Source organism: Pseudomonas mohnii (assembly GCF_900105115.1).
Taxonomy (GTDB): Bacteria; Pseudomonadota; Gammaproteobacteria; order Pseudomonadales; family Pseudomonadaceae; genus Aquipseudomonas; species Aquipseudomonas mohnii.
This window is the reverse complement of record NZ_FNRV01000001.1, coordinates 2,266,936-2,279,544: the sequence shown is the minus strand read 5'-3', so window position 1 is coordinate 2,279,544 and position 12,609 is coordinate 2,266,936. Positions and strand designations below refer to the sequence as shown.

14 protein-coding genes and 1 pseudogene are annotated in these 12,609 nt (G+C 57.4%); 4 read left to right on the top strand and 11 right to left on the bottom strand.

Annotation, left to right across the window (positions count from 1 at the left end):
* Positions 1 to 101: 101 nt before the first annotated feature.
* Positions 102 to 320, bottom strand: a complete 219-nt coding sequence (locus BLV61_RS10680) for a bacterioferritin-associated ferredoxin (RefSeq protein WP_081997943.1) — start codon at positions 318 to 320, stop codon at positions 102 to 104.
* 301 nt (positions 321 to 621) lie between these two features.
* On the opposite strand from BLV61_RS10680, the gene BLV61_RS10675 reads away from it, so the two are divergent.
* Positions 622 to 1,224 (top strand): peroxiredoxin, encoded by a 603-nt coding sequence (locus BLV61_RS10675; RefSeq protein WP_047532691.1) that lies wholly within the window; start codon positions 622 to 624, stop codon positions 1,222 to 1,224.
* A gap of 170 nt (positions 1,225 to 1,394) precedes the next feature.
* On the opposite strand, the gene rnt is transcribed toward BLV61_RS10675, so the two are convergent.
* A complete protein-coding gene (gene rnt / locus BLV61_RS10670) occupies positions 1,395 to 2,072 on the bottom strand; it encodes a ribonuclease T (protein WP_047532689.1) in 678 nt (225 codons plus the stop codon).
* Positions 2,069 to 3,115, bottom strand: a complete 1,047-nt coding sequence (gene pyrC, locus BLV61_RS10665) for a dihydroorotase (protein ID WP_047532687.1) — start codon at positions 3,113 to 3,115, stop codon at positions 2,069 to 2,071. Before pyrC ends, rnt begins: the two co-directional genes overlap by 4 nt.
* 159 nt (positions 3,116 to 3,274) lie before the next feature.
* Between pyrC and BLV61_RS10660 the strand changes: the two genes are divergently transcribed.
* Complete coding sequence (locus tag BLV61_RS10660) at positions 3,275 to 4,180, top strand: flagellar protein MotY (RefSeq protein WP_047532686.1); 906 nt, start codon at positions 3,275 to 3,277, stop codon at positions 4,178 to 4,180.
* 129 nt (positions 4,181 to 4,309) lie between these two features.
* Positions 4,310 to 5,527 carry an argininosuccinate synthase gene (locus BLV61_RS10655; protein WP_020799894.1) on the top strand — a complete coding sequence of 406 codons (1,218 nt, stop codon included), beginning with the start codon at positions 4,310 to 4,312 and terminating at the stop codon, positions 5,525 to 5,527.
* A 106-nt stretch (positions 5,528 to 5,633) separates the two neighbouring features.
* On the opposite strand, the pseudogene BLV61_RS10650 reads toward BLV61_RS10655, so the two are convergent.
* Positions 5,634 to 6,379: pseudogene (locus BLV61_RS10650) on the bottom strand (hypothetical protein).
* Between the two features lie 557 nt (positions 6,380 to 6,936).
* Between BLV61_RS10650 and BLV61_RS10645 the strand changes: the two are divergent.
* Entirely contained in the window at positions 6,937 to 7,563 is a 627-nt protein-coding gene (locus tag BLV61_RS10645) for a response regulator transcription factor (protein WP_047532683.1), read from the top strand.
* Between the two features lie 86 nt (positions 7,564 to 7,649).
* On the opposite strand, the gene BLV61_RS10640 is transcribed toward BLV61_RS10645, so the two are convergent.
* The 7 genes from BLV61_RS10640 to BLV61_RS10610 all read right to left on the bottom strand — a co-directional run bounded on the left by BLV61_RS10640 (position 7,650) and on the right by BLV61_RS10610 (position 12,534).
* Complete coding sequence (locus BLV61_RS10640) at positions 7,650 to 7,829, bottom strand: PA3496 family putative envelope integrity protein (protein ID WP_047532681.1); 180 nt, start codon at positions 7,827 to 7,829, stop codon at positions 7,650 to 7,652.
* Between the two features lie 106 nt (positions 7,830 to 7,935).
* Entirely contained in the window at positions 7,936 to 8,574 is a 639-nt protein-coding gene (gene nth / locus BLV61_RS10635) for an endonuclease III (protein ID WP_047532679.1), read from the bottom strand.
* Positions 8,575 to 8,604: 30 nt separating this feature from the next.
* Positions 8,605 to 9,186: an Rnf-Nqr domain containing protein gene (locus BLV61_RS10630; protein ID WP_090464777.1), complete on the bottom strand. Its 582-nt coding sequence runs from the start codon at positions 9,184 to 9,186 to the stop codon at positions 8,605 to 8,607.
* Entirely contained in the window at positions 9,179 to 9,790 is a 612-nt protein-coding gene (locus BLV61_RS10625) for an RnfABCDGE type electron transport complex subunit G (RefSeq protein WP_090464775.1), read from the bottom strand. The genes BLV61_RS10630 and BLV61_RS10625 overlap by 8 nt, the downstream gene beginning before the upstream one ends.
* Positions 9,787 to 10,773: an RnfABCDGE type electron transport complex subunit D gene (locus BLV61_RS10620; RefSeq protein ID WP_047532673.1), complete on the bottom strand. Its 987-nt coding sequence runs from the start codon at positions 10,771 to 10,773 to the stop codon at positions 9,787 to 9,789. Before BLV61_RS10620 ends, BLV61_RS10625 begins: the two co-directional genes overlap by 4 nt.
* Entirely contained in the window at positions 10,760 to 11,968 is a 1,209-nt protein-coding gene (rsxB, locus tag BLV61_RS10615; RefSeq protein WP_090464772.1) for an electron transport complex subunit RsxB, read from the bottom strand. The genes BLV61_RS10620 and rsxB overlap by 14 nt, the downstream gene beginning before the upstream one ends.
* A complete protein-coding gene (locus BLV61_RS10610) occupies positions 11,965 to 12,534 on the bottom strand; it encodes an Rnf-Nqr domain containing protein (protein ID WP_047532669.1) in 570 nt (189 codons plus the stop codon). The genes rsxB and BLV61_RS10610 overlap by 4 nt, the downstream gene beginning before the upstream one ends.
* Positions 12,535 to 12,609 lie beyond the last annotated feature (75 nt).

The window sequence follows — 12,609 nt, the reverse complement described above, 5'->3', positions numbered from 1 at the left end:
AATAGGAATAAGAATGTTTGTGTTCCGCGTCTGGAACATAAGCGATTGATTTGCGGGCATAAAAAAACCGGACAGGCGTCCGGTTTTTTGAAATACGGTATTTATGCTGCTGTAAATTCTGCTGGAAAAGGAATCGCTGCCTGGGCCGTTTGCAGTTTCGTCAGGGTCTCGCGTACCACTTCCTTGGCGAGGCAGGCACATTTGCCGCATTGACCGGCAACGCCGGTAGCCTGGCGGACTTCCTTGTAGCTGCAGCATCCTTCATAGATCGCATCGCGGATTTGGCCGTCGGTGACGCCAGTGCAGAGGCAAACATACATAAGTGAAGACCGTCGCTTGTTTATGCTCGAATGCCGTGGATCTTAATGTTAACGAGAATGATTGTCAAAGTGCTTTATGAACGCTTTTCCCGGTACTGACGAACGGTTGCTTCCACCACGGGTGAAACGAAATCCGGCCTGGCGTTTTCAGGCATCGAGGGAAAAACCGTTGAGGACAGGTCAAACACGCAGTGTATGATGGCCGGTCTTTCCGAAACGGGTTTGTGTCACAGGGCTGTCGCCTGAGGGTGGCAGGCTGGCACCAACCTTGTTTTTACGTTTCTACACCAGGAGATATCCAATGAGCGTACTCGTAGGCAAACAAGCCCCTGACTTCACCGTACCGGCCGTACTCGGCAATGGCGAAATCGTTGACAGCTTCACCCTGTCTTCGGCCATCAAAGGCAAATACGGCCTGGTGTTCTTCTACCCGCTGGACTTCACCTTCGTTTGCCCGTCCGAGCTGATCGCTCTGGACCACCGCCTGGCTGACTTCAAGGCGCGCAACGTGGAAGTGGTTGCTGTGTCGATCGACTCGCACTTCACCCACAACGCATGGCGCAACACCCCGGTGAACAACGGCGGTATTGGCCAGGTGGGTTACACCATGGCTGCCGACATCAAGCAGGAAATCATGAAGGCCTACGACGTTCAGTCCGCTGACGGCGTTGCTTTCCGTGGCGCGTTCCTGATCGACGACAAAGGCGTTGTTCGCTCGCAGATCGTCAACGACCTGCCACTGGGCCGTAACATGGAAGAGCTGATCCGTCTGGTCGACGCTCTGCAATTCCACGAAGAGCACGGCGAAGTTTGCCCTGCCAACTGGAAAAAAGGCGACAAAGGCATGAACGCTTCGCCAGAAGGCGTTGCGGCTTACCTGACTGAGCACGCTGCTGCGCTGTAAGGCACGTTCCAGGTACAAAAAAACCGGCCTTCGAGGCCGGTTTTTTTATGGGTGTTTTTTTATGCTTTCTGTAGGAGCGAGCCTGCTAGCGATGAACGCTGGATACCGCAAAGAGCCAGATCCCCCGCGTTATCGTTGACCACTATCGCGAGCAGGTTCGCTCCTACAGGTCAATCGTCGAAATCTTCCCAGCCGCCCATCTGTTTCCAGCGGTTGACGATGCCGCAGAACAGCTCGGCCGTCTTCTCGGTGTCGTAGCGAGCCGAGTGAGCCTCGCGACCATCGAAGTCGATATCGGCTGCCTGACAGGCCTTGGCCAGCACGGTTTGGCCGTAAGCCAGACCGGCCAGGGTCGCGGTATCGAAACTGGAGAACGGGTGAAACGGATTGCGCTTCATGTCCAGGCGCGCAACCGCAGCGTTGAGGAAACCCAAGTCGAAGCTGCTGTTGTGCCCGACCAGGATCGCCCGTTTGCATCCATTGGCCTTGAGGGCCTTGCGTACGCCACGGAAGATGTCGTTCAGGGCTGTTTCTTCACTCACGGCCATGCGCAACGGGTGATCGAGCTTGATCCCGGTGAATTCCAGGGCGGCGGCTTCGATGTTCGCGCCTTCGAACGGCTCGACACGGAAGAAGTAGGTGTGATCCGGGTACACAAACCCCTTTTCATCCATGGCGATGGTGGTCGCGGCAATTTCCAGCAGGGCGTCGGTGGCCGAGTTGAAACCACCGGTTTCTACGTCGACGACAACGGGCAGGTAACCACGAAACCTGGCAGCCATTGGATGACGGGGACCGCCTCCGCCGCCATGACCTTCCTGTTCGTCGTCGAAATGCTCTTCACTCACGCGTGTTCCTCCAGCAGGCGCCAGCGCAGTTTTTCACCGGCGCGCAGCGGGATAACGGTCAGCTCGCCAAACGGCAGGCTGGTGGGGGCGGTCCATTCTTCGCGGACCAGGGTGATGCGATCGGTGTTCGCCGGCAGGCCATAGAAACGCGGGCCGTTGAGGCTGGCGAAGGCTTCCAGCTTGTCCAGCGCATTGCGCTGTTCGAAGGCTTCGGCATACAACTCGATCGCGGCATAGGCGGTGTAGCAGCCAGCGCAGCCACAAGCGGCTTCTTTGGCATGCTGGGCGTGGGGCGCCGAGTCTGTGCCGAGGAAGAACTTCTCGCTGCCGCTGGTGGCGGCGTCGAGCAGGGCTTCCTGGTGCGTATTGCGCTTGAGGATCGGCAGGCAGTAGAAGTGCGGACGAATCCCGCCCACCAGCATGTGGTTGCGGTTGTATAGCAGGTGATGCGCTGTGATGGTCGCGCCCACGTTGGCCGAAGCCGAGTTGACGAACTGCACGGCGTCGGTGGTCGTGATGTGTTCGAACACCACTTTCAGGGTCGGGAAACGCTCGACCACACGGCGCATGTGCTCATCGATGAAGATCTTTTCGCGGTCGAATACATCGACATCGCCACGGGTGACTTCGCCGTGGATCAGCAAGGGCATTCCGACTTCGGCCATGGCCTCCAGTGCGGGAAAGATCTTGTCGATGCTGGTGACGCCAGAGTCCGAGTTGGTGGTCGCGCCGGCCGGGTACAACTTGGCGGCGTGGACGAAACCGCAGGCCTTGGCCTCGCGAATTTCTTCAGGCTGGGTGCGGTCGGTCAGGTACAGGACCATCAGCGGTTCGAAATGGCTGCCGGCCGGGCGAGCAGCGAGAATCCGCTGGCGATAGCCGTCGGCCTCAGCCGCATTACGGACCGGCGGAACCAGGTTGGGCATGATGATGGCGCGACCAAAGGTGCGCGCAACATCCGCAACGGTATTGGTCAACACGGCACCATCGCGAAGATGAATGTGCCAGTCGTCGGGACGCAGCAGGGTCAGGCGGTCGGACATGAGGGGATTCCAGGCGGGTCAAACTGAGGGGAATGCTACCGGAAAAGACTCTTGCAGGCACTCGCTATCAAGTTTTACGGGAAGCTTCCGATATCCAACAGGTATGCCGTAAACATATGTGTGTCGGTCTTTTTGTTGTAGAAGCCAGTGGAGCCTCCCGTGCGCCAGCGTTATTTAGCCTTGCTCAGTGTGTTTGCCAGCCTTCCTGCGATGGCGCTCACTTTCCAGACCCGACTGGAGAGCATCGAGTGGACGGTCGAAGGTGACAAGTTCGAATGCAGACTGACCCAGCCGATCACTGATTTTGGCTCGGGACAATTCGTGCGCCGTGCTGGCGAGCAGGCGACGTTTCGTCTGAATGCCTACAACGCCATGATGGGTGGCGGGTCGGCCACCTTGCTGGCGGCGGCGGCGCCGTGGCAACCGGGGCGGGGCGATATCAACCTGGGTTCGGTGAGAATCGGCAGCGGCAATGTGCTGTTCAACAGTTCGCAGGTGCAGGCGGGGCGATTGATCAGTGGCCTGATGGACGGACGCAGCCCTGTGATCCGGCATTCTTCGGGGGATGGGCGTGTGTCGGAAGTGCGGTTGCTTCCGGTCAAGTTCAGCAAGGCGTTTGCCGACTATCAGGGTTGCGTGGCGAAGTTGTTGCCGCAGAACTTCGAGCAGGTGAAACAATCCGAAGTCGGTTTCCCTGGTGGCGGTATCGACCTGGATGCGGCGGCGAAAGCCAAGCTGCAGGTGATGCTGGAGTACATGAAGGCCGATCCGACGGTCAATCACATCGAGCTCGACGGTCATTCCGACAACAGCGGCAACCGCCTGACCAACCGTGACCTGTCACGGCGCCGGGCCCTGGCGGTCATGGAATTCTTCAAGGCCAATGGCATTCAGGAATCGCAGGTCACCATGCGCTTCCACGGTGAGCGTTACCCACTGGCACCCAATACAAACAATGCCAACCGGGCCAAGAACCGTCGGGTCGCCGTTCGCCTGGAACGCGGAGCTCCGCCAGAGCAGGTGGCCCCGCAAGCCACGAAGCCATCCACATCGGCGACCTCCTGACTCGCCGGTCATCGTCGCGCTCTCGACATAATCTGTCGCTTCGTCGTCATAAGCTGTCGCGCCTCTGTAAATTATCCTGCATGAGCGGTAGACTTCCCGGCTTTCCGTAGAACCCCGTGGAGTGATGGCATGGCGGACGTAAACAAGGTCGTTCTGGCGTATTCCGGCGGCCTGGACACTTCGGTGATCCTCAAGTGGCTGCAGGATACTTATAACTGTGAAGTGGTGACCTTCACCGCTGACCTGGGTCAGGGCGAAGAGGTCGAACCGGCACGCGCCAAGGCTCAGGCCATGGGCGTGAAAGAGATCTACATCGACGACTTACGCGAAGAGTTCGTGCGCGATTTCGTTTTCCCGATGTTCCGCGCCAACACCGTTTACGAAGGCGAGTACCTGCTGGGTACTTCCATCGCTCGTCCGTTGATCGCCAAACGCCTGATCGAAATCGCCAACGAAACCGGCGCAGACGCCATTTCCCACGGCGCCACCGGCAAGGGTAACGACCAGGTTCGTTTCGAACTGGGCGCCTATGCCTTGAAACCAGGTGTGAAAGTGATTGCCCCTTGGCGCGAGTGGGACCTGCTGTCCCGCGAGAAGCTGATGGACTACGCCGAGAAGCATGCAATCCCGATCGAGCGTCACGGCAAGAAGAAATCCCCGTACTCGATGGATGCCAACCTGCTGCACATCTCCTATGAAGGCGGCGTGCTGGAAGACACCTGGACCGAGCACGAAGAAGACATGTGGCGTTGGACCGTCTCCCCGGAGAAGGCGCCTGACAAGCCGCAGTATCTGGAATTGACCTACCGCAACGGCGACATCGTCGCACTGGACGGCGTCGAAATGACCCCGGCTACCGTGCTGGCGACGTTGAACCGTATCGGTGGCGAACACGGCATCGGCCGTCTGGACATCGTCGAGAACCGTTACGTGGGCATGAAGTCCCGTGGCTGCTACGAGACACCTGGCGGCACCATCATGCTGCGCGCCCACCGTGCGATCGAATCGATCACCCTGGACCGCGAAGTGGCTCACCTCAAGGACGAGTTGATGCCGAAGTACGCCAGCCTGATCTACACCGGCTACTGGTGGAGCCCAGAGCGTCTGATGCTGCAGCAGATGATCGACGCTTCCCAGGCTCACGTGAATGGCGTTGTGCGCCTGAAGCTGTACAAGGGCAATGTGATCGTGACCGGTCGCAAGTCCGACGAGTCGTTGTTCGACGCCAACATCGCGACCTTCGAGGAAGATGGCGGCGCCTACAACCAGGCCGACGCGGCAGGTTTCATCAAGCTCAACGCATTGCGCATGCGCATTGCTGCGAACAAGGGCCGGAAGCTTTTCTGAGACCTTTGAGCGGGTAAGGAATTTGTGGCCTCGTCATCGACGAGGCCACAAGCCCGAAATAGTGTTTATCTGGTCCTTCGACATCGCGATTTTCTTGTCACCCTCTTTATCTACAATCTGTCTCCCTCTGATATTTCCCGCACGTCTCTGATATCGATTGGCCGCTATGGTCAATGACCGTCACCTCATGTGTGTTCAAATTGTAAGCAGCGCAACATGTGGCGCTATGGCGCTATGGCGCTTGCGCGTCAGCTTGGAATGTTTGATTGCACAGTTTTTCAGTATGGCCTCCGATTCTGCGCAGGTGAGAAACAAAATCACGTGTGCCTGCCTGTCCCGTGGCCTCTCGATATTCTCCAATAAAGCGCTGAACTCGATTTTTTTGCTCAGGCAGCGTGCGTCAATGATGCATAACTCCTTGAGCAGCGCGGTCATTCGGATGTGATGTTCAACCGAGGGCAGATCCTGCAAGCCTGGGTCTACGAGCGAGGCCTGAGCGGCGCAGGGGGGCGAAGCGGATCGCCCGGCATCCACTGGCTTATGCCGTTCAGTATGTTCACTTGACGTCGTTGAGTGGCTGTTTTCCGGATGCTTGGGCTTGTCCAGCACTTTTATGAAGTGCTTTCCCTTGTCAAAATCCGAAGGCGCATACAGCGAGCGATAATTAAAGTTGAGTGTGACGAAGAATAGAAGCAGTAAATAAAAGGGGAAGCTGATCAGGAACCATATGTAGATTTCTCTTTCCTTATTGTCCAGAAAGGGTAGAGAAATCGCTGCGGATGTTTCAGAAAGTGTTGCGAATATCGCGATAACGGTCATGGGGTTGGTGATTCTTTTTTTGAGTTTTGTCATGTCTTTCACTCATATTTAATTTGTCTTTTCTCGGTGGGTTAATAAAGATATTTTAGTTTGGTGTTGTTAATGATTTGGATTTGTATAGGAAGTATATCCATTTTAATGTGTGTGAGCGTTGTGTTGATTTAATTTGGCTTGGCTAGAAGTGGGTTTTAAATTGTGTCTTTGTAATGATTGTTTGTCAGGTTTTCTTCGCTGTAAGAGTAAGTGGATACGTGGTGTGTGATATTTCTGGTATGAATATAAGTGCGGAAAATATCGGTTACTTTTTGGCCGTGGTTGACTGGGCTGTATCAGCCAGACTGCGATGGCTCCGATTTTTTGCTCAACTTTTTTGTCGTAAATTGATACGAAAAACCGTTGAGAATTGAATTGTCTTCCCGTGGGTTTCGTTTTCGATGCCTTGCTGAGACGGTTTTTTTGTAAGACTAATCCGCGATATTTGTAGGGAATGTCTCTCGGTGTAGGTGGCTGGGGGGGGCGGCATGCCATGGGTGAAACGACTAGGCTATTGTGCGGGCTCTAAAAATTCGAACAGCGAAATTGGACTGCCCATGAATAAAGTGCTGATCGTGGATGATCACCCCGTCATTCGTCTTGCGGTACGTATGCTGATGGAACGTCATGGCTACGAAGTCATTGCAGAAACAGATAATGGCGTGGATGCATTGCAACTTGCGCGTGAACATATGCCGGACATTGTCATTCTGGATATTGGAATACCGAAACTGGACGGGTTGGAAGTCATTGCCCGCCTGTCATCCACTGCGATGCCAATGAAAGTGTTGATATTGACGTCCCAGGCGCCTGGTCATTTTTCCATGCGTTGCATGCAGTCCGGGGCCGCCGGGTATGTCTGCAAGCAGCAGGACCTCACTGAGTTGCTCAGTGCAATAAAGGCCGTTTTGTCCGGTTACAGCTACTTTCCCAATCAGGCCTTGCATACCGTACGCGCTAGTTTGGGTAACGCCAGTGAAGCCGATATGGTGGATCGTCTGTCAGGGCGGGAAATGATGGTCTTGCAACAGTTGGCCAAGGGCAAGACTAACAAGGAGATTGCCGATGGGATGTTCCTTAGCAACAAAACCGTTAGTACTTACAAGACTCGCCTGCTGTTGAAACTCAATGCGCGCTCTCTGGTGGACCTGATTGAATTGGCCCAGCGCAACGGGCTGGTGTGATTGCATCAGCATTTGACGCGCAGCGATGGGCGGCATTTACCGGGCAGCCAAAGTAAAAAGCCTCCGTTTCGGGAGGCTTTTAGGTGTCATAAGTCAAAGTCGTAATCGGCCAATTGCTTTTGCAGTCGGCGCTCCTCCAGCAGATTGTCGATGGTACGGCGTTTGCTCAGGTTGGTTTTCGCCACTTCAACCACAGGTTCAGCGTCATCGGCCTCAATGGGGGTAAAGTCGTCTTCTACGTCCAATTGCTCTTTGCCAGTGCTCATTTAGTTACTCCAGGCTAAGACTGCCTTTGGGGCTCCTTATATCGACAATCTCCCGGCGGGTAAAAAAGATTTTTTCAATCGATATATCAATAAATCCAATAGTGCCTCAATCGTCGGAGGTCTTGTGCTTGTATTCGCACAGGTCTTCGATGCGACAACTGCCGCAGCGGGGCTTGCGAGCCAGGCAAACATAGCGCCCGTGAAGGATCAGCCAGTGATGGGAATCGAGCAGGTATTGCTTGGGCACGAATTTCATCAGTTTTTTCTCGACCTCGACCACATTCTTGCCCGGCGCAATGCCGGTGCGGTTGCTGACTCGGAAAATATGGGTGTCCACAGCCATGGTCAGTTGGCGGAATGCTGTGTTGAGCACCACGTTGGCGGTCTTGCGGCCAACACCGGGCAGCGCTTCTAGTTCCTCTCGGGTCTGCGGCACTTCGCCAGCATGGCGCTCCACCAGCAGGCGACATGTTTCGATCACGTTCTTTGCTTTGCTGTTGTACAGGCCGATGGTCTTGATGTATTCCGACAGTCCGTCGACGCCCAGGGCATATATCGCCGCCGGCGTATTGGCGACCGGGAACAGTTTCGCCGTGGCCTTGTTGACGCCGACATCGGTCGATTGCGCCGAGAGAATCACAGCGATCAGTAATTCAAACGGTGAGGAATAGGCCAGTTCGGTCTTCGGTTCCGGGTTGTCTTCATGCAGCCTGCGGAAAATTTCCAGACGTTTTGCGGCATTCATGGGCAGTGAGTTTCCTCGAAGACGTTCAATTTAAGGTGTGGGGCGGTGCCAGATTTGCCAGAGGGCAATCAGCAATCCCAGCAGAATGAATCCGCCAGGGGCCAGCGTGGTCAGGCGCAAGCCACCGTCGGTGGTTAAGATCCAGCCTTCCCAATGCGCTGGCGAGGCATTCGTCAGCCATGACAGGTGGCTGCCGAAGGTCCCGCGGCCAATGAGTTCCCGGAGCAGCCCCAGGCCCACCATCAATGCGCCGAACAAGCCATACAACCGCAGGCGAGCCGGCCAGGTTCTCTGGAAAAATCCAGTGCAGTCCAACACCACGCATTGCAAGGCAACCAGCCCGGCATAAATGCCCAAGTCCTGATGCCATTGCAGCGACCAGAGTTGGGCGCCGAGTTCCGCGCAACTGGTCAATGTGGCGGCGAGCAGCACGTTTGCCAGCAAGTGCGTCGCCGGGAGCAGTCGAGGCCGCAATGCATTCATGCACAGGGCGAAAACGCTGGTCACCATGATGAACGTCAGCGTGATGCCCACAGCGGTCATCAGCGAGCCGGTAGCGCCGATCAACGGTGCAAGCATCAGCGAGTTTTGCACAAGGAAGGATTTATTCATGGGAAGGACTCCCGAACAGTGCTTGCCGGTGCTCATCGCAATAGCGCAGAGCGTCATGGGTGGCGTTGATCACCGCTCTTGACGTGATGGTCGCGCCCGCGATCTGATCGAATTGCCCCTGATCCTTTTTCAGCGCCCAGCCATTGTCGCCAGGATCGGTTCGAGACTTGCCGGAAAACATCTGAAGCCAGGCATTCGGCCAATCGGCGATCCGTGCGCCAAGCCCCGGAGTTTCGGATTGCTTCAGGGTTTTGACCCCCACCAACCGGCCATTGGCATCGACGGCGATCAGCAAGTCGATGGCGCCGGCATAACCCAGGGTCTGACTGCGCAGCAACACGGCATAGGGCTGGCCGGACTTGCTTGCCAGGTAACCACCCAGCAGAGTGCTGTTGGTCAAGGCTGTGACGTCGAGTGCGAGCGGCTGTTCCAGTGGCTGATTGTCGTAGCTGTCCGGCGGCAACAGGTCAAGCAGGTTGCGACTGTCGATCAGGTGCTGTTGGGCGGCAATGCGGGAGGCGCTGGTGTGTTGCACGAAGTACGTCGAGCCAATGCCAAGACCTGCCATGACCACAAGGATCGCAACGCTCGATGCTCGGCTCATGGCGAAATCCGTTCCTGCCTGGACGCGACAAACCGCTCCAGCGCCGGTACACACAGGTTCATTAACAGGACGGCGAACGCCACGCCGTCGGGATAGCCACCCCAGGTGCGAATCAGATAGGTCAACAGTCCGACCCCCGCGCCGAACAGCAGTCGTGCGCCGGGGCTTTTCGCACCGGACACCGGTTCCGTCACGATGAAAAATGCCCCCAGCATGCTGGCGCCGCTGAGCAGATGAAACAGCGGTGAACCATGGGAGTCGGAGCCCGAACCGTTCCAGCACAACAAGCTGATAAGGAACAGGCTGGCGAGCATGCCGACTGGCGCGTGCCAACTGAACAGGCGCTGTTGCAGCAGAAATGCGCCGCCCGCCAGAAACGCCAGATTCACCCATTCCACACCTCGACCACCGAATTGGCCAAAGGCAGGATGAGTGGCGAACAGTTCATCCATGGTCAGGCTTTTGTTGATCCTTAAGCCATCCAGCGCCGTGGCCTGGACCCAGGCATCCGGCAACTGACCAAAACCGAAAACTTGCTGGAGTCCGCCCATCAGGTCCATGCCGTGGGAGGATGGCCAGTGCGTCATTTGTTGCGGAAACGTCACCAGCACCAGGGCAAAGCCAAGCATCGCCGGATTGAACGGATTTTTGCCCACGCCCCCATACAAGTGCTTGCCCAACAGCATGGCAGACGCGGCGGCACTGACCGTCAACCACCAAGGGCAGTAAGGCGGCAGGGCCAGGGCCAGCAATGTCGCGCTGACCAGTGCACTGCCGTCGCTCAGGGTCGGCTGGAGTGACCGCTTGCGCAACTTCAACACCGCCGCTTCAGCGGCCAAAGCGCTCACCGCCGCCAGAACCAGGTTGATCAAGACCCCCCAGCCGTACAGCCAGAACAACGTGAGCATGCCCGGCAACGTAGCCAGGAGTACCCGCTGCATGGCCTGCTGAAGGCGCTCGTCGACCGCGTCAAGGGGTGACATGGGCATCCACCTGACGCTCGGCTTCCTGCAGGCGAGCGCGGGCCTTTTCCATCTGTTCGGCGGGGGTGTCGGCGCGACGTTCGAGTTTGCTGACGTCAGCGCGGGCATAGGCCAGTTCGGTCTTCAGTTGCCGAAGCTGGCTGTCGATCGGACGCTTTTCCACGCGCGTCAGATCTGGCAAGGGTTGTCCGCTGAGCGCTTCGGCGGCATGCAAGGCTTGTTCGGCTTCGCTGAGCGCGCGCTCCAGGGTTTCGATCTGTTCAGCGGGCGCATGATGGGTCTGAGCCTTCTTGAGTTCGGCGCGGCGCATGGCCAACTGGATCTTGGCCCGTTTCAGATCGGCATCTTTTACTGGCGCAACGGCGGGCGCGGGCGCAGCCGTGCTTTCCAGCAGCGCCAAGGCCTGCTCGGCCGCTTCGAACTGCTGCTGCAGGACCACCAACTGCGATTGCTGCTCGAAGGTCGGCGGATGGCCGAAGGCCTTGAGCGATTTGTTCAATTGCGCCCGACTCATCGCCAGATCGATCTTGGCTTTCTTCAGTGCTGCATCGGCAGTGGCGGCTTTTTGCGCGCGGACGCGTTCAAGGGCGGCCTGCACCGGGTCAAGCGTCGCTGCGCTGGGTTGGGCGGCGCGTTGCGCCCGGGCCTGTCGTTCGGCCGCCTTCAGTTCTTCTTCACGTTGCAAGCGGGCGTTGCGTTGCTCGAAACGGCGCCGCGCCCGATTGCGTTTGGCCGTCCGGGCGCGTTGCTCTTCAAGGCTGAATGCCAGGCCGCCGACAATCGGCAGCACTGTGGAGATCGGCAACGGATGCATTTCAATGCAGTCGACCGGGCAGGGGGCCACGCAGAGGTCGCAGCCGGTGCACTCGTCGATGATGACCGTGTGCATCAGTTTGGCCGCGCCGACGATGGCGTCTACCGGGCAGGCCTGGATGCATTTGGTGCAACCAATACATTCGGCCTCGCGGATATAGGCGATCTGCGCCGGAGCCGAGCCACGGCTGGTGTCCAGTTCCAGCACCGGTACGAGCAGCAGTTCGGCCAGGGCATTGATGGTTTCGCTGCCGCCCGGCGGGCACTTGTTGATGGGCTCGCCGCTGGCGATACCTTCGGCGTAGGGCTTGCATCCGGGATGGCCGCACTTGCCGCATTGAGTCTGTGGCAAGAGGGCGTCGATGCGTTGAATCAGACTCATGTTTTGATCAGTCCGCTGAATCCGAGAAAAGCCACTGCGATCAGTCCGGCGCTGATCAGGTCGATCGGCAGGCCGCGGAAGGGCAGCGGAATATCGTTATCGAGTGTGCGTTGGCGCAGGTCTTGAAAAAGGCTCAGCACCAGCCAGAAACCCAGCCCGGCACCCAGGCTCAGGGCGATGGCGTGAAAGAGCCCTTGGTCATCCTCGGCGTTGAGCAGCGCTACGCCAAGTACGCCCGCGTTGCCCAGCAGCAACAACCAGAGCCCCTCGAAGGAGAGTGTCGGGAATATCCGCTCCAGCAACGTCAGCAACGGAGCGATCAACAACACGCTCAATGGCAGAAACACAAACAGCCGCAGTGATGCCATGTCCAACGGCACCAGCAGCCCGTGGTAAAGCGCATGACCAAGGGTGCCGACAATCAACATCAGGCACGTGGTCGCGAGGCCAAGTGCATGGACCTGCTGGCGCTTGCTGCCCAGCAGCGGATCGACACCCAGCGGCCAGTGCAACACGAGGTTGTTGATCAGGGCTGCACTGATAAGCGTAAGAAGCGTTTCGGTCATGATCGTGCCGGCTAGAACGGGGCTTTTTAACGGGAGCGGTCTAAAAAGCTTAGGCATTATCCGGCAAGGGCGGAG

What these genes read in the sequence shown, in the direction of transcription:
- BLV61_RS10645 (WP_047532683.1), top strand. Translation starts at nt 6,937, where the DNA reads ATGAATAAAGTGCTGATCGTGGATGATCACCCCGTCATTCGTCTTGCG.
- BLV61_RS10610 (WP_047532669.1), bottom strand. Translation starts at nt 12,534, where the DNA reads ATGACCGAAACGCTTCTTACGCTTATCAGTGCAGCCCTGATCAACAAC.
- BLV61_RS10630 (WP_090464777.1), bottom strand. Translation starts at nt 9,186, where the DNA reads ATGAATAAATCCTTCCTTGTGCAAAACTCGCTGATGCTTGCACCGTTG.
- pyrC (WP_047532687.1), bottom strand. Translation starts at nt 3,115, where the DNA reads ATGTCCGACCGCCTGACCCTGCTGCGTCCCGACGACTGGCACATTCAT.
- BLV61_RS10655 (WP_020799894.1), top strand. Translation starts at nt 4,310, where the DNA reads ATGGCGGACGTAAACAAGGTCGTTCTGGCGTATTCCGGCGGCCTGGAC.
- BLV61_RS10680 (WP_081997943.1), bottom strand. Translation starts at nt 320, where the DNA reads ATGTATGTTTGCCTCTGCACTGGCGTCACCGACGGCCAAATCCGCGAT.
- rsxB (WP_090464772.1), bottom strand. Translation starts at nt 11,968, where the DNA reads ATGAGTCTGATTCAACGCATCGACGCCCTCTTGCCACAGACTCAATGC.
- BLV61_RS10625 (WP_090464775.1), bottom strand. Translation starts at nt 9,790, where the DNA reads ATGAGCCGAGCATCGAGCGTTGCGATCCTTGTGGTCATGGCAGGTCTT.
- BLV61_RS10640 (WP_047532681.1), bottom strand. Translation starts at nt 7,829, where the DNA reads ATGAGCACTGGCAAAGAGCAATTGGACGTAGAAGACGACTTTACCCCC.
- BLV61_RS10675 (WP_047532691.1), top strand. Translation starts at nt 622, where the DNA reads ATGAGCGTACTCGTAGGCAAACAAGCCCCTGACTTCACCGTACCGGCC.
- nth (WP_047532679.1), bottom strand. Translation starts at nt 8,574, where the DNA reads ATGAATGCCGCAAAACGTCTGGAAATTTTCCGCAGGCTGCATGAAGAC.
- BLV61_RS10620 (WP_047532673.1), bottom strand. Translation starts at nt 10,773, where the DNA reads ATGTCACCCCTTGACGCGGTCGACGAGCGCCTTCAGCAGGCCATGCAG.